Source organism: Phocaeicola sp. RTP21359st1_B8_RTP21360_211022 (assembly GCF_040911965.1).
Lineage (GTDB): Bacteria > Bacteroidota > Bacteroidia > Bacteroidales > Bacteroidaceae > Phocaeicola > Phocaeicola vulgatus.
Genome location: NZ_JBDFXP010000071.1, coordinates 1 through 15,656, shown reverse-complemented (window position 1 = coordinate 15,656; position 15,656 = coordinate 1). Strand labels below are relative to the sequence as shown.

Annotated in this window: 15 protein-coding genes; 7 read left to right on the top strand and 8 right to left on the bottom strand. The window is 34.1% G+C overall.

Annotated features, from left to right (window positions below; translation table 11 throughout):
* Positions 1–337: 337 nt before the first annotated feature.
* The 7 genes from AB5062_RS21405 to AB5062_RS21375 all read right to left on the bottom strand — a co-directional run bounded on the left by AB5062_RS21405 (position 338) and on the right by AB5062_RS21375 (position 7,793).
* A complete protein-coding gene (locus tag AB5062_RS21405) occupies positions 338–838 on the bottom strand; it encodes an HlyD family efflux transporter periplasmic adaptor subunit (protein WP_032952187.1) in 501 nt (166 codons plus the stop codon).
* Between the two features lie 5 nt (positions 839–843).
* Positions 844–3,030 carry a peptidase domain-containing ABC transporter gene (locus tag AB5062_RS21400; protein ID WP_032952188.1) on the bottom strand — a complete coding sequence of 729 codons (2,187 nt, stop codon included), beginning with the start codon at positions 3,028–3,030 and terminating at the stop codon, positions 844–846.
* A gap of 5 nt (positions 3,031–3,035) precedes the next feature.
* Positions 3,036–4,319 (bottom strand): radical SAM protein, encoded by a 1,284-nt coding sequence (locus tag AB5062_RS21395; protein ID WP_032952189.1) that lies wholly within the window; start codon positions 4,317–4,319, stop codon positions 3,036–3,038.
* Positions 4,320–4,391: 72 nt separating this feature from the next.
* A complete protein-coding gene (locus tag AB5062_RS21390) occupies positions 4,392–4,616 on the bottom strand; it encodes a hypothetical protein (protein ID WP_032952190.1) in 225 nt (74 codons plus the stop codon).
* A gap of 59 nt (positions 4,617–4,675) precedes the next feature.
* Positions 4,676–6,745, bottom strand: coding sequence for an outer membrane beta-barrel family protein (locus AB5062_RS21385; protein ID WP_229097065.1), 2,070 nt, complete (start codon positions 6,743–6,745; stop codon positions 4,676–4,678).
* Positions 6,746–6,789: 44 nt separating this feature from the next.
* Complete coding sequence (locus tag AB5062_RS21380; protein WP_155268235.1) at positions 6,790–7,077, bottom strand: hypothetical protein; 288 nt, start codon at positions 7,075–7,077, stop codon at positions 6,790–6,792.
* Positions 7,078–7,124: 47 nt separating this feature from the next.
* Entirely contained in the window at positions 7,125–7,793 is a 669-nt protein-coding gene (locus AB5062_RS21375; RefSeq protein ID WP_016271117.1) for a response regulator transcription factor, read from the bottom strand.
* A 383-nt stretch (positions 7,794–8,176) separates the two neighbouring features.
* On the opposite strand from AB5062_RS21375, the gene AB5062_RS21370 reads away from it, so the two are divergent.
* The 4 genes from AB5062_RS21370 (at position 8,177) to AB5062_RS21355 (ending at position 12,478) form a co-directional block, all read left to right on the top strand.
* Complete coding sequence (locus AB5062_RS21370; RefSeq protein WP_147334640.1) at positions 8,177–8,389, top strand: hypothetical protein; 213 nt, start codon at positions 8,177–8,179, stop codon at positions 8,387–8,389.
* Between the two features lie 99 nt (positions 8,390–8,488).
* The gene (locus tag AB5062_RS21365; protein WP_032952193.1) at positions 8,489–9,703 is read left to right on the top strand and encodes a 6-bladed beta-propeller; all 1,215 of its coding nucleotides are present in this window, start codon (positions 8,489–8,491) and stop codon (positions 9,701–9,703) included.
* A gap of 1 nt (position 9,704) precedes the next feature.
* On the top strand, positions 9,705–11,207 hold the full coding sequence (locus AB5062_RS21360) for a radical SAM peptide maturase (protein ID WP_032952194.1): 1,503 nt from the start codon (positions 9,705–9,707) through the stop codon (positions 11,205–11,207).
* A 197-nt stretch (positions 11,208–11,404) separates the two neighbouring features.
* Positions 11,405–12,478: a hypothetical protein gene (locus AB5062_RS21355; RefSeq protein ID WP_147334639.1), complete on the top strand. Its 1,074-nt coding sequence runs from the start codon at positions 11,405–11,407 to the stop codon at positions 12,476–12,478.
* Positions 12,479–12,633: 155 nt separating this feature from the next.
* Here the strand turns inward: AB5062_RS21355 and AB5062_RS21350 are convergent, their stop codons facing one another.
* Positions 12,634–14,001, bottom strand: coding sequence for a sensor histidine kinase KdpD (locus AB5062_RS21350; protein ID WP_117615838.1), 1,368 nt, complete (start codon positions 13,999–14,001; stop codon positions 12,634–12,636).
* Positions 14,002–14,133: 132 nt separating this feature from the next.
* On the opposite strand from AB5062_RS21350, the gene AB5062_RS21345 reads away from it, so the two are divergent.
* From AB5062_RS21345 to AB5062_RS21335, 3 genes are all read left to right on the top strand, one after another.
* Positions 14,134–14,256, top strand: coding sequence for a hypothetical protein (locus AB5062_RS21345; protein ID WP_016275120.1), 123 nt, complete (start codon positions 14,134–14,136; stop codon positions 14,254–14,256).
* Between the two features lie 152 nt (positions 14,257–14,408).
* Positions 14,409–14,627, top strand: a complete 219-nt coding sequence (locus tag AB5062_RS21340) for a hypothetical protein (RefSeq protein WP_032952198.1) — start codon at positions 14,409–14,411, stop codon at positions 14,625–14,627.
* 92 nt (positions 14,628–14,719) lie between these two features.
* On the top strand, positions 14,720–15,619 hold the full coding sequence (locus AB5062_RS21335) for a radical SAM protein (RefSeq protein ID WP_368326975.1): 900 nt from the start codon (positions 14,720–14,722) through the stop codon (positions 15,617–15,619).
* Positions 15,620–15,656 lie beyond the last annotated feature (37 nt).

Below are 15,656 nucleotides of genomic sequence, written 5' to 3'. Positions count from 1 at the left end.
AATCTGTTTGAGTATCTCACGGATGTCATAAACAGAACTGCCGAATGGCAACCGAATACACCACTGGAAAAATACAGACAACTGCTTCCTGACAGATGGGAAAAGGCTAATGACTAAAAAGGGATCATTAGACTTTTTACTTTTAATATACTATATAGAATCGCGGAGACGCTTACAGGAATATGAAGTTATTATGAAGAAATCGTAGAAGGATTCTTCATAATAACTTGCTTATAATCAGAAAGTAATGCACTGATGATGGATTTGAAGGAAATAATTTCGGTATTGTATCCTCTATACCGGGGGCTGTCCTCTTTTATAAAGATGGAAATAGAGTCTACTTGAACGGGCTGGCAGGAAAAAGGTTCCCCATCAGACTGTGGTCGGATAATAGAATGGCTACAGTACCCTCCATGCCGCTTTTCATCTTGAAGTAATCCACAGCGTTGTCCAACTTTAAATCTATCCGGAAGTAGTTTTTCCCCTCTTTTTTCAATACCTCTTTATATACTGTTTTCACTTTTCCGTTCAGATGACTATCCGTTCCGGTAGTGTATCCCTCCATTTCTATACTGGCGGGCATTCCTTCTTTTATCCTCGCTATTTCAGTATATGGGATGAAAGCTGTTATCTCTATTTCAGAATGGCTGTTTATGGCAACTTCCACTTTGCCTTTTACATTTTCAGGAAAAGGAATGAAGCAAGCTGCCACTGCCAGTCCTGTTATCAATAAAGCAATAAGAGTGATTCCACTACGTATAAGCAGAGGTGGTATGCGTCCGATGATGTTTCTCACTTTCTCGCTCCGAAGTTCTATTTGTTCATAATTTTTATCCATAATCGTTAGCTCCCTAGTTCCAATTGATTCTTAACTAAATGGTAATATGCACCTTGGCGGTCAATTAATTCCGTATGGGTTCCTGTTTCTATTATCTTGCCTCTTTCTATCACGATGAGTTGGTCGGCGTTCTTTACCGTACTGAGCCGGTGCGCGACGATAACTACCGTTTTCCCTTTATAAAATTCCATCAGGTTCTCTACAATAGCCCGTTCGTTATTGGCATCCAGTGCATTGGTCGCCTCGTCCAGAAATATATAATCAGGATTCTTGTATACGGCACGCGCTATCAGGATTCTTTGTTTCTGTCCCTGGCTCAGTCCGATACCATCCTGCCCTATCAGTGTGTTATATTTTAATGGCAAAGTCTGGATGTAGTTGTCGATGCAAGCAATGCGTGCGGCTTGAAGCAGACGTTCTTTGTCAATCTCGCCGTCATCTACCGCAATGTTGCGGGCGATGCTTTCCGAGAAGATGACTCCGTCCTGCATGACTACTCCGCAATGTTTACGCCACCATTTCAGGTTATATTTCTGCAAGTCTGTACTGCCGATGGTTATTTCTCCTGCCAACAGGGGGTAATAGCCTAACAAGAGTTTGATCATTGTTGTCTTTCCGCTTCCGCTGGTCCCCACTATGGCGGTTACCTTTCCTTCGGGGATGGTTATGTTGATTCCGTCCAATGTTTTGTTCGGATTGTGTGGGTCGTATTTAAAATCGGCGTTTTTGAAAGAGAGGCTTTTGTCCCGGTCGTGGAATGCGTTTAGTGCTTCCTTGTTGTTTTCCTCGTTCTCCATTTCGTGAATTTCATTGATGCGTTCCAGACTTATTTTCACATCTTGCAATGAGTAGAGGAAGTTCATCAGTTGCTCCACCGGTGCATTGAGTTGTCCGATGATGTATTGCACTGCCAGCATCATTCCCAAGGTCATTTGTCCGTGAATGACGGCTGTTGCTGCCAGCACGGTGATGATGATGTTTTTTACTTCATTGATGAAGATGCTTCCCGCTTCCTGAGTCTGCTGTAATTTCAATGATTTCATGTTGACCTGGAACAGGTCTGCTTGTACATCCTCCCATTCCCAACGGCGCCGTTGTTCGCAGTTTTGCAGTTTTATTTCTTGCATGGAGGTGATGAACTGATAGGTTTTGTTATTGTTCATAGCCTGTTTCTCGAACAGTTCATAATCCAGTAATTTCCTTTTTTTCAAAAATATAGCGATCCATATACCATACAGTATGCTTCCTGTGAGAAAGATCAGGAATATAAAAATGTTGTAGCCGAGCAATACACAGCCAAACACGATGAAACTGAGCAGGGAAAAGGTGACGTTCAGCATTTGTGTGGTAAGGAATTTCTCTACCCGGTTATGGTCGTTCATTCGTTGCATCAGGTCGCCCATCAGTTTGGTGTCGAAGAAAGACATGGGAAGTTTCAGCAGTTTGATGAAGAAGTCGGATACCAGGGAGATATTGATGCGCATGCTGATATGGAGCAATATCCATCGGCGGATAAAATCCACACTGGTGCGGCTTATGGTCAGTATGAGTTGTCCCAGCAGGATCAGGTAAATGATTCCCAAGTTCTGATGGGTAATACCTATATCTACGATGGCTTGTGTAAGAAAAGGGAAAATAAGTTGTAGCACACAGCCCACTAAAGCTCCTAATATGATTTGTCCGAAATATCGGCGATATTGCTTTATGTAGCCAAACAAGAAGTTGAAGGAGCGCTTTCTGTTCGTTGTTTCTCCCGAAAGTTCATGGAAAGCGGGTGTGGGCTGGATAAACATGGCTATTCCTTTTTCTTCCCCTTTAGACTGTGTGCTGATCCAGTGGTTTTTGAATTCCTTTTCGGTATAGGTCACAAGCCCCTTTCCCGGATCGGCAATATAGAATTTCTTGTTATTCTTTATTTTGTAGAGGATGACAAAATGGTTCTGGCTCCAATGCAGAATGCAGGGCAGGGGGGCTTGGGGCAGTTGCTCCATGGTTACCCGTCCGCAAATGGTATGCAGCCCCAGCTTGTTTGCCGCTTCGCTGATGCCCAGCATGGATACGCCTTCGGTGGTGGCAAAACAGTAACGGGAAAGAGATTCCAAGGAATACTCTTTTCCGTAGTATTTGCATATCATTTGCAGGCAGGTGATGCCGCACTGCATGCTGTCGTGCTGCTTGTAAAAAGGAAACATGATGATTAAGTTATATCTGTTTCTTTATAAATCCGTCGAATATGGTCGCGTATGATATCAGGCTTGTCTTTCTCTTTAATATAGATGCATTTTTCTTCATTTATCATCTTTAGACGTTTTTGGGTACAAATCATGCATATGGGTAAAATATTGCATTCCAAACACGGCTTAAGCGCATACTTAGCTTTCATTCTTTTTTCATATAACGAGTTGTAGGTGATAACCCCATTAGAATTAAGTATGCCTTCTTTCTTTTCCGGTAGAAAATCATTTGCAGTACATTTATAAATGTCACCATTATAGTTGATGACAATGCAATTCTCTTTATCAGCATAGCATTGAAATATTCCCTTATATTCAGTTGGTTTTGTAAGTCCTTTATTTCTGAGGTATAATAACATTTCCTTTTCTTTATTGTCCAGCTCTGATGAATCCTCCTCTTGCCATATTCTTTGTAATGAGAATACTAAATTCTCTTTTGAATCTATATTTGATAAATCATCTATAGCTTTTTTGAAAGATAATATATTCTTGTCTGTATAGTTACATCTAATAGTAAAAGCAAATCCTTTGCTTGCTGCATATTTTACATTTTGTAGAACTGTATCATAAGTTCCGGTTCCATTGGGATGCTTTTTAATTGAATCGTGAAAGTCCCTATCTCCATCAAAAGGCACTTGGAAATGATATTCTAACTTTGTATTAGCTAAGAGTTCGGTTACATTGGGAGTGAGTAATACAGCATTAGTGGTGAAGCTACATTTTAATTTTACTTTATGAGTTATACAAAGTTCTTTTGTGTATAAAATAAGAGGAAGAACTTGTTTCCTAAAATGCATTAAAGGTTCTCCACCGAAGAAAGATAAACTGAGTGATTTTAAACTCTTATCCTCTATTTCCTTTTTTATGAACGTTTTTATGGCTAAGTCTACATCATTGTGAATAGTGCTACCTTCTCTATGTTTTTCATAGCAGTACCAACATCTTAAATTGCAATCCAATGTTGGATTAATAATGATCCGTAACGAATCATTCGAAGTATCAGTCGCTTTTTGATGTTCTATGAATTGTTTTGCTTCATCAGTTTCGTCCGATACAATGAACTTTTGCGCATCCAGATAATTATATAATTCAGAATGTATTTGCTTAAGCCCATCCATATTATTTTTGTACTCGTTTAATAATGAGTTGATGCCTCCTACGCAAGCCATCAACTCATTAGTTAAACTATTATACAATAAATAATCAGAACCATTTCTAATTATAAAATTATATAAGCTCCATTTCATGATAATGTATTGTTTTGTTATTACTTGTACAAGTATTGTAAATTTAGTCTTAATGGAACTAAATTTTCATCACTATGAATTGCATTTACATGAAAATTTGCAATTGACATTAGCATCTCCGTCTTCATCACTACCTGCATCCCCACTGTTTCCATGACAGTTTTTATTAATGTCTCCGCTCATTTGAACAGACGGTTTTGTGGCTACTTTTTTAAATCCTCCTTTTAATTGATCTGCTTCATTCTTTGAGAGTTTAGGTATTTCACTTGATAGGTTTAAAAAATGTTTTTCTTTCATGATAGTAACGTATTAAATGCTTTCTACTCACTTAAAGGCTTTTCGACTACTCCTTATTATTATTTGCGCAAATAACTATCGCTTGTTGTCTGTATGCTTTTCGCACGTTTTACTTTTACTTTCTTGCCAAAGTCAAACTTATATATAAGGTTTAAGCACGCTCCTTGATAAGGGGTTTTATTATTTTCTTCTATTCTGCTTAGATTGTTATTGGTAATTGTGGTCAGATTTCTTCTTTTATTCAAAATAGCGTAAACTGATAAATTTATGCAGAACTTTTGATCCAGGAAATATTTGTAAAGGCCGGCATTCATATTGTATACACTGTGATATATTGTTTCGCTTCTACGTGTTCTTCTTTCTGCCATAAAGTTAAAACTTCCACCGAAAGTATTTGTGAAACGAAGACTGTTGTCACAAAAGAATAAGCAATGGACTATATGGTAGGTCTGTTTGGGCGACACTTCTTTAGTGTAGTCGCCATCAAGGGAGGTATTGGTAGTCCACCAGCTGAACAAGGTCTTAGTGAAACCTATTGAAAAAGCATGTCGATAAGACTTTCCTATATTGGTCGGCATAGTATAGGTGATGATCGGATTGTCTTTATCTTGATAGATCAGGGGAAATAAATCATCTTTGCACTTTGCGTAAACGTAGCTTATACTCCAAGTATTTGACAGATTCAACAATAGCCTGATACGATGTTCGGTAGTAGGTACTAAATTCGGATTCCCTTTAGCATAAGAGTATTCAGAGATATAGACAATAGCCGGATTCATGCTCTTATAAGGGATATTTCCCATTCTTTTTGAATAGGATAAAGAGACTTGGTTCTTTTCAGAGAAAAGGTAACCCACCTTGATGGAGGGAAACAGATTGCGATATGTGCGTTTGTCACCTGCTATGTTATTGGAAATACATTTCACTTCATCCTCTTGTACCCGTATACCGCCATTTAATGTAAATTTCCTCCATTGCCATACATATTCTGCATAGCCTGCATAACCTATACCTTTATAAGTAAATAGCCCGCTTTTATCTTCTTTCTGCCATCCTTCTCCACTCTGATATGCGTAATACATTTGGTTGTTGGTATGGTTATTATAATAGTCGCCACCCCATTTCAACCTGGAATGTTTGTTGAGCAAGAAGATATAATTTATTTCTGCTTTCCATAAATCAGAAACAGTTCCGGTGTTGCTACATTTATTATCCTCTTCGTTTTTCTCCGGATACTGATAAAGATAATGGTGATTCAGTTCTTTCGTTTCGTCACTTTTCAAATAATCAAGAACTGTTTGCAAAGTATTCTTTCCGTTTTTTGATTTCCAATTATAGTTCAAACTAGCCTGATATATTTTGTCATCCCCTTTCCCTTTACTATGGTAGGAAGAGGTATATTCCTTTTCTGTTTCTTGTGTTTCGGAAAAAGAAGAAGATTTTAGTGTGCTTCCAGCTTGTTTTACCATACAGTTAAGTCCGATGCTTTGCAGGGTAGTTATATCATATAACATGCTGAATGTTTCATTGATTCTTCTTATATTTTTACGGTCTATATTTTGATTTACAATATGGATATTCTGGTGGCTGTTATGGGTTATATTTTCCGTGATGTAAGGATCTCCTGCATTAGAAAGAACCAGATTGTTGTAAAAGTTCCATTTCCCAAGCCGAAGGCTTAATGGAAGGCCCAAACGTTCCCAATGACTATTTCTTTTTCTCATCTCTCCTAGCAAAGAGGGTGAACCATTGCCTCCGCCATCTGCATTTTTTTTCAAAAGTATATATATGATTCCTCCTTTTGTTGTGGCATTATGTTGTAAATCGGCTTCCGGCAGAATTTCAACATTTTCTATGTCCGTGGCTTGCAGACTTGACAATTCTGTGCGGTCATGAAGTTCTCTGCCGTTTATGTAGATTTTAGATACGGTTCCCCCATTCAGCCTTAGTTCATCGTTGATGTTTATGACACCGGGCAACATTCCCAATGCCTCGTTTATAGTTCTTCCTTTCACTATGGGATTTCCTTTCATATTTACGATTATCCGGTCATACTCGTGCCTGATGAAATTGCTTTTTACTATTACCTCTTCCATGCTGATAATGGAAGGTTCCAGTATGAATGCCATATTGTTTGTAGATTGACCGGTGGCAATGAAGGTGGTTGTGTATTCTATATGAGATGCGCGGACAATGTAATCCTTTTTTTTTCACATGAAAGTGTGAATTTCCCTTTTTCGTTTGTGATGGTTCCTGCTATTAAAGAAGAGTCATTTGCCGATAAAAGGGATATGGTTACAAACTCAATGGGGTTGTATTCTTTGTCCGTTACTTCTCCTGAAATCATACGATTTTGTGCTTGAGAGATAATCGGAACTATACCGAATATAAATAATAACCATACTTTCATGATTGTTTCTTGATCTCTGAAGGCAAAAATAAAGAAACCTTTTTGCATCATTGTTAATGATGGTGTAATAAGCAAGTAACTAAATAGAACTATTTTGGTTACATTGGGACAAGCAGCATATATCCGTTTCCTCCAATGGTGGAAATAGATATATCGGGATCGGCAGCCAGTATCTTTCGTAATTTTACGATGTAATTGTAAAGGCTGTGTTCATTCATAATAGCATCTTCCCATAGCTCTTCTATTTTTTCATAACTTACAATTTCACCTTTATGACTATATAAAAGTTTGAGTAAGGAAAATTCCAGTTTGCTTAGTCTTTTAAGTTCTTTTGATGCTTGATAAATGGTTCGTGTTTGAATGTTCAACTCCAAAGAGCCTATCTTTATAATGGCATTGGAAACAGGATGAGCATGTCTGTCTACATAAGCAATCAGTTCTTCTACGCTAAAAGGTTTTTTCAAATAGGCTACGGCACCGGATTTTAGTGCTCTTGCTACTTCGTGGCTTTCTGTATGCGACGATATGTATAAAATGGGAGTACCAGGAGCTGCCATTTTTAATTCGGATGCATTGTCAATACTGTCACCTGTTCCTATTTCAACGTCTAATATCATGATGTCAGGTTTGAATTCATTGAGGATGGTGGTGATGCCGGTTAAAGAACTTTGATAGTGTACTTCATACCCTTCGTCTTTAAGTGCTGTCGTTATAATGCTGCTCAGCATTACATCGTCATCAACCAACAGGACTTTAATTGTATCCATAGCTTATGTTTTAAGGCAATGTGTGAAATGTGTTTTGAACAAAGGAAATCATTTAAGGAGAGAATTGCAAATAAGAAACAATCTTTTTTTGAAATACTTTCTATGGAAATACATCCAACTTGTATTTTTATTAGAAATATTATATCTGTCAGCTCCGTATTCTATTTTTCTAGATACAGGTGTAATCAAATTCTTTTTGAATAGTTACTTGATTGTTACGTGATGATTAATGATTTTCTTATGTAATTTCCCTTAATTTGTTATAATTTAGATAGTAAGGAGGTGTTAACATGGAAATTAAAAAGCTTTCAAATTAAGAGTGATTACTTATAAAGAGAGAAATAGATTTGTATTAAAAGTAAATGGTATTAATAATGATTGTTATGAAGAAAAATAGTCTGAAATTAAATGAATTGGTTAGATCTGAATTAGAGCTGACTGAACAAGCGGTCATTAAAGGTGGTGGAGGTAATGATGGTGACGCTCCTCCTCCTGGTGGTGAAACTTGTTATTGTGTTATCGTAACTACTCCGGAAGGAAGAGGGCGTACAACAAATGAAGCCTATAGTAATAAACATGGCGCTCCAACGGCATAAATATATTTAGTTTACAGGGATATTTTTTAATCTTGCAAATTTGAGATATCCCTGTGGTTGTATTGGAAAATATATATAACTTTACATTAAGTCTAAAATATGAAAAATCACGTAGTGCTCATAATCGTATTATTTCTGTTGGTATTGGTTACTGCCAATTGTACTAGTTCAAATAATTCTGAATTGTTGTATATAGACGAGAAGGGAATCATTCATATTGAAATAGAAAAAATATTAGATAATAATGAACTGAAAAGAAAACAGTTTAATTTGTCAGAAATAGCTGATTCAATAACCTATATAAAGCTTGGGAGTATGAATGCGAGTGGGGAGGAAAAATTTCTGAGAGATATCAGGAATGTCGTTTTCACAGATGATAATATTGTAGTGAATGATTTTAATACGGTGCTTTTGTTTGACAAGAAGGGGAACTTTATACGTCAGATTGGGCGTAGGGGACAAGGTCCTGGCGAATATTTATGGGTACATGGAACTGCTGTGGACGGCAATAATAGAAAAATATATATAGGCAATGAAACTAAAGCAGTGGTATATGATTTTGACAACAATTTTATTAATTCATTTCCTGTAAAAGAAGAGTTTAACCGTATGCAGTTTATAGAAAATGGAAAACTGTTGATAAACCGTACTAATATGTATGGAGCTTTAGAAAACAAACTGTCACTTATAGATAGCATGGGAAATATTCTAAAATCATATCCGAACTATTATAATTTTACCCCACAGGCAAATATGGTGATTATGGTAGGGGAAAGTAATGTAAATAAGAATTTTTATACTACGACGGAAGGCATATTATACAAAGGGGAATACAGTGATAGTATTTATTCCTTTGACGAAGATTATAATTTAAAACCAGCTATTCTTCTTCATCTTGGGAAATATACTGTTCCTCTTCATCTCAGGCCCGAATACTTGGCAGATCCGGATAAAATCCAGACGGAATGTAATGACTGCTATAATACATTCACCACAAAAACAGATAAATATTTTATTGTAGAATGTCGTCCACCCAATTCTAGTAATTCCCAATTAAAATTAGTCATTTGTAATAGGGTCGATCAGAAATGTGTTTATACAGATCAAGCCATTGTCAATGATATAGATAATGGGCCTGACATTATACCATCCGGTATAACTTCTGACGGGAATTATCTTTATACATGGATGAGTTGCTCTGGTTTTATAAAACTCGCAAATAAGAAGAAAAGCAGTTCTCCTTCTTTGAACGCATTTATCAAAGGAGTTGGTGAGGATGATAACCTTGTTATGATTATGATAAAATTAAAATAAAATGGAGTCAAGTGTTTTTTTTAAAAGTCAAATGTCCGAGAAAGACTATTTATATGATTTTAATACTAAGCAATTGACAATAGTGGATCCTATTGTTGAAAGTTTGTTTAATTTAGATCGGCAAGGTAAAGAGCTTTCACTATTTGCAGTTGAACATATATTGTCACAAAAGAAGTCTATTAATGCCAAAGAATTCAATTACAATAAGAAAAAATATCAATACCTTAAAGAATATGGCTTTTTTAATAGCTTATCTGACAAATGCTTATTTCCTACTTTTTCTCCAGAAGTAGTAAAAGATAGAATTTTAGAAACTTTACAAATTATCTTTGAAGTAACAGATTCCTGCAATCTCAATTGCAAATATTGTGGGTATGGAGATATGTATAATAATCATGATAGAAGAAATACAAAAGATATCGATTTGCAATCTGCCATAATATTATTAGACTTTTTTATTAAAGGCTGGAAAGAAAAAGGGATAAATTCTATAAAAAAGAATATATATATAAGTTTTTATGGTGGTGAACCTTTAAGGAATATAACCGCAATTAGAAAATTAATTTCATATATTGAGAGTCATTTTCCCAGTAATGTATCTCCTATATATTCAATAACCACTAATGGATTATTGTTGAAGAAATGTATTGATTATCTGATAGATAAGAGTTTTGATGTTTTAATAAGCTTAGATGGAAATGAATATAACAATAGTTACAGGAATACGACTCATGGGAAAAATTCTTTCAGTTCTGTATATAATACAGTAAAATGGTTACAAACCTGTTATCCTTCTTTTTTCAATAGCAATGTTGAATTTAATGCAGTATTACATAACAGAAATAATTTAAATGAATTATTGGATTTCTTTCAAAAAGAATTTAGTAAAGTGCCTTCAATTGGCACTCTTAATCCTCATGGGGTAGACCCTATAAAGAAAGATGAATTTGAAGGCATGTATAAAGCTCTTTATGATGAATTTAATTCAATAAAAAATAAGCAAGAAACAGAAGAAGCATTTTTTTTAAGGAGTGCTCTGACCGCAATAGCTAAAAAATTTACTGTAAGATTTTTAGATAATTCATTTAATGATTTCACTGAATTAATGCGAAAAGAAAAAGGTGTATACAGATATATAAATAATGGAAGCTGTATACCTTTCTCTAGAAGAATTCTGATGACTGTAAATAACAAGCTTTTCCCTTGTGAACGAATAGGTCATGATTCACCTTTAGGGTATATACAGGACGATAATATCTTTATAGATTCGAAGGCAATAAAGAGATATTCAATGTTATACAATGATGTAAAACACCTGTGTACCCAGTGTTACCAATATAAAAATTGTCCAACATGTATTTATTGTGAAATAAGAAACAATGCTTCATGTCCAAATTTTACAAATTATTCTCAAGTACAAAAAGAACTTACAGAATATATTTCCATTTTTGAAACCCATCGTAGCTTTTATAAAAAAAATGTTGAATCCGTACAAATATTATAAATATGAAAAATAAGCCTGCCTATATCTGCTTTTATCTTGAAACATATACATATATTGCTCTAAAAGGAAATGATCTTTTGGTATATAATACTATTGATGGAAAATATATAAAATGTTTCGTCGATATGAGTTGTATTAAAGTTTTTTCTTATTTTATAAATTCAAAATGTTATAGCCAATGTATCAAAAAGGCAGATATGAGCAAACAATTATGGAAAGTGATTTATAGTATAAGAAATAAATTTATGGGTAATTATTTCTCTATGAATTCCGTATCTGAAGTGTTACCTTTTTCATTTCCTTTTTCGATGGATTTTAACTTGCGAAAGGAGAATTATTCACTTCGCTCAACTTTGCAAACCGAGGTAAATTTAACTGCATATATTAATACTATTCATATCTACCCTTTAAGCTCTAAAAGCAAAAAAGGATATATAAGCATCTATTTTTATGAATATGAAGAAGAAATTATTTTAAAAGAATCAACATTGAATCAACTAGCTAGTCTTATTAAAATACAATCTGTAATACTTCAGCTTCCAGGAATAGATGCTTTGATTTCACAATTGATTACTTTTTATGGAGAGCAAGTTATTAAAAATAGAATTATAATAAATACGGATTATCGGCGTTTGCATAAAATCAATTTTCTTTCAACAGTAGGACTATGGGATTTGAAAAATCTGAATATATTTATTAATCTTACATCTAATTTTGATGAGGTGTATTTTATACAAGAAGTAGCCCAATATGCAAGAGAGGCAAATTTTAATTTTTTGTTAGAGAATGGCAGACAATATGAATTGGCAAAATCTCTCATATGTGATTATAATATAGAGAGGTATCAGTTTACAGTTAATTACAATGAAAAGAATTTATCTTTTTTTGAAAAACATGTATATTCATTTGAAAAGGATATACTAAAATATCCCATTGGTAAGTGGGATATTTTTGCTAATAGTGTCCTTAACAAAATAAATTTTGGACAACTGTTTATATTGCCTAATAATAAAGTATATAGTAATATCAACGAGCGAAGTTTAGGGTCCTTAAGTCAGAATTCGATTCAAGAATTAATTTATAAAGAAATGACCCAAAGGAATAATTGGATGAAAATACGTAATAAAAAACCATGTAGTAATTGTATTTATCAATATTTATGTCCTCCTCCTTCGAAATATGAAAGTATGATTGGAAAAATGAATTTATGCCATATTAAAGAGAGGCCAAATCATGTTAAAAGCTTGTCAAAGAAAATATGCGAAATTTAGACCTGCATTTTTTGTTACATATAAATTTGGTATTTTATTGAAAGTCGTAATATCTGTTAACCTACTTGGGTGATTTATTTTAGCTGCTTCATTTCTACGTGCAGTCGTGATGTCTTTAGAAATAAAATGTTTATTTATACCCTTTACTTTCTGCCCTAAGATGGAAGTGGAAATTTACAAATAAAAATACTACCTTTTCCAGGAATACTTTCTACGGAGATGCTGCCACCATGTGCTTCTATTATATATTTTGTGTAGGCTAGTCCTATGCCATATCCTCTTTGATGTGCCATTTGCTCTCTGGGTACTTGGAAGAATTGAGTAAATATTTTCTTTTGATATTTGGGGGCTATTCCCCAGCCGTTATCTTTTACGGTAAATATTGCTTGGGTTTCTTTTTTTGAAATTCTGATAATGATTTGTACTCCGTCATCAGAATATTTCAGAGCATTTTCCACAAGGTTTCTTATGACGTTTCTCACATATAAGGGATCTAACATAAGGTTTAACTCATTCAGCTCTGATTCCATTTTTATTTGATGAGGCTGATGGGAATGTTGCATGGAAACTTCTTGAGCAACTTCGGTTACCAAGAGTACTAGGTCTGTTTCTTCTTTTTGAAGATAAACTTTTTGCCGGTCTTTACGGGCTGTGATGAGTAGCGCTTCTATCTCGTTGACAAGTTTTTGTGCTTGCCTTTCGGTGTTTTCCACTAATTGTTGTGTGTGGATATCAGGTACTTTTTTCTTGATAAAACTCATTAATGTGATAATGCTGTTTAAAGGAGACTTTAAATCGTGAATGGTTCCGTTTACACTTGCTTCCCGTCTTTTAAACAGTTTGTCTTTCTTGTGAATGGTTATGACTAAAAAAATAACATATCCTAGAATGATAATTGTGAGTAGAATGGATTCTATTAATATTTGTAACATCTCCTGTATGAAAGAGGAAAATGGAACATTTGCTTTTACTTGAATGAATTGTAAGCCCTTGGTACCAATAGGGTAAAGCTGAGTTTTTTTTATAAATAGGGCGTTGGTTGGTAATGCTCCGATGCTTTGTTTTACAATTGTATCTTTATCGTATAGCAGGATTTGATGGCTAATATTGATATTTGCTGTATTTAATTCTTGTCGGAAAATGCTATCTAATTTTGTTAATTGGATAAATGATTTTTTTTTAATTAATCCGTCTTGTTGTAATTGTAATATGGCTTCAGCCATATTGTTACTTATATTTCTGCTAACCAATGAGTTTAAATTTATAGTATCTCCTTTTAATTGTTTACGTTCTTCTTCTGTAATTTGATTTGCATGCCGATAGATGATTCTAGGATTTTTAGGGTTTTGAGGTAAGGAATAATTGCGTAAGCTTGATTCTTTAGCAATGCTTAATGAAAGCAATTGTTGAATTGTTTGCATGGATTGTTTCATATAGGCATGATGTATTTTGTTTAACCATAATCCTTGTAAACAGAATAAAACGATAGTGATTAATATAGGTGTGTATATCAGTTTTTTCATTGTTAGATGAATTTAGAATAGGAGCAAAGGTAATCAAAAAAAAATAAATTAATTACCAAGTTATTACATAATGATTAATATTTTTCTTATGCTAACTTTTTAATTTTGTGAATTAAAAAAGGAGGTATTGATATGGAAATAGAACAGCTTTCAAATTTGCAGTTATCTTCTATAAAAGGAGGTGAGTGGATTTATATAGCAGGTGAATGGTATTGGATAGATATTGCAGGATATGATCCAGAAGAAGATATGTAAAAATGGTATTTTTCTTGAATATGTTAGTTACTGGCATATAACTTAATAACTTTTTATTATGAATAAAACATTTGTCTCATTTAAAGAGTCATTACTGCCTATTAATCAAATTAGTTTGTCTGATGATGAGATGCTTTTAGTCCGAGGAGGTAATGATGGTGGTGGAAATGATGCTGGTAGTGGTGCAGGCTGTGGCTGTGACTGTTACTCGGGGTCTGGTTGTGGTTGTCATTGTAGTTCTGGCGCAGGTTGCGGATGTAATTGTAGTTCTGGTGCTGGTTGTGGATGTAGTGGTGGAGGCGGTGGACAAGCAGGAAATGGCTGTGAAGGTCAATAATATCTGTATCATAACTGTTGATTTAATTCTATAATGGCATTAAGTAATTACTAGAGGAGGATATCTATAAGTAAGTTAGTTTATAGATATCTTCTTTTATTTGGGTTATCTTTAAATATATAATCTATGAAAGCAAGTAAATATAACATATATGTAAAAAAGAAACATGGTGTGATTTGTTTTAACACATTTCATGATATCTATTCTTTTATGTCAGCTGAATTGTACGAGTTAATTCAAGCAGAAGAATATGATAAGATTAGTGATAGGCAAAAAAAATATTTGTTTAAGAGTGGTTTTTTGATTGAGCAGGATGATGAACTTGCTTTATTGAAAAATGAACATAGTAAGGCGGTTGGTATAAATGGAACGTATGAATTGACACTATTGCCTTCTTTAGATTGTAATTTACGTTGTTGGTATTGTTTTGAGAAACATATTAAGAATAGTCATTTAAATGTGATAACTCAAAACTTGATATTAAACTATGTAGATAGTATATTGTGCCGTGATGATATTAAATTTCTAAATCTTGAATTGTTTGGTGGTGAGCCATTATTGTATTTTAAGAAAGAATTATATCCATTGCTAAAACAGATAAAATGTAAAGCGGAAGAGCATAATAAAGGAGTACATTTCTTTTTTGTAACTAATGCAACTTGTATTCATTCAGAGCATCTTTCTCTTTTTGAAGATTTACATGCAAGTTTTCAAATCTCAATAGACGGATATAAAGAAAAACATAATTCGATAAAAAGATATTTTAATACGTCAGAAGGTACGTATGATAAAGTTATAGAAGTTATTCATCAGTTAGCCAATAATTATGATACCTATATAAATTTGAGAATCAATTATGATAATGATACATTAAATCATATTGAAGAGGTTATAAAAGATATTATTGATATCGATAGAAGAAAAATAGGTATACACATGGAAAGAGTTTGGCAGACTTCACCGGAAAAAGAAGTATCCTATAAAATCAATACTTCGGTAAATTTTTACCGAAAAATTAAAAGTTAAACAATAAAACCGGCAAAAGTCGGTTCGGAAACACTAA

Coding starts and splice junctions, on each gene's coding strand:
- AB5062_RS21380 (WP_155268235.1), bottom strand. CDS start 7,077: ATGATGCAAAAAGGTTTCTTTATTTTTGCCTTCAGAGATCAAGAAACA.
- AB5062_RS21335 (WP_368326975.1), top strand. CDS start 14,720: ATGAAAGCAAGTAAATATAACATATATGTAAAAAAGAAACATGGTGTG.
- AB5062_RS21390 (WP_032952190.1), bottom strand. CDS start 4,616: ATGAAAGAAAAACATTTTTTAAACCTATCAAGTGAAATACCTAAACTC.
- AB5062_RS21370 (WP_147334640.1), top strand. CDS start 8,177: ATGAAGAAAAATAGTCTGAAATTAAATGAATTGGTTAGATCTGAATTA.
- AB5062_RS21375 (WP_016271117.1), bottom strand. CDS start 7,793: ATGGATACAATTAAAGTCCTGTTGGTTGATGACGATGTAATGCTGAGC.
- AB5062_RS21355 (WP_147334639.1), top strand. CDS start 11,405: ATGAGCAAACAATTATGGAAAGTGATTTATAGTATAAGAAATAAATTT.
- AB5062_RS21345 (WP_016275120.1), top strand. CDS start 14,134: ATGGAAATAGAACAGCTTTCAAATTTGCAGTTATCTTCTATAAAAGGA.
- AB5062_RS21350 (WP_117615838.1), bottom strand. CDS start 14,001: ATGAAAAAACTGATATACACACCTATATTAATCACTATCGTTTTATTC.
- AB5062_RS21395 (WP_032952189.1), bottom strand. CDS start 4,319: ATGAAATGGAGCTTATATAATTTTATAATTAGAAATGGTTCTGATTAT.
- AB5062_RS21385 (WP_229097065.1), bottom strand. CDS start 6,745: ATGGCATTCATACTGGAACCTTCCATTATCAGCATGGAAGAGGTAATA.
- AB5062_RS21340 (WP_032952198.1), top strand. CDS start 14,409: ATGATGGTGGTGGAAATGATGCTGGTAGTGGTGCAGGCTGTGGCTGTG.
- AB5062_RS21400 (WP_032952188.1), bottom strand. CDS start 3,030: ATGTTTCCTTTTTACAAGCAGCACGACAGCATGCAGTGCGGCATCACC.
- AB5062_RS21365 (WP_032952193.1), top strand. CDS start 8,489: ATGAAAAATCACGTAGTGCTCATAATCGTATTATTTCTGTTGGTATTG.
- AB5062_RS21405 (WP_032952187.1), bottom strand. CDS start 838: ATGGATAAAAATTATGAACAAATAGAACTTCGGAGCGAGAAAGTGAGA.
- AB5062_RS21360 (WP_032952194.1), top strand. CDS start 9,705: ATGGAGTCAAGTGTTTTTTTTAAAAGTCAAATGTCCGAGAAAGACTAT.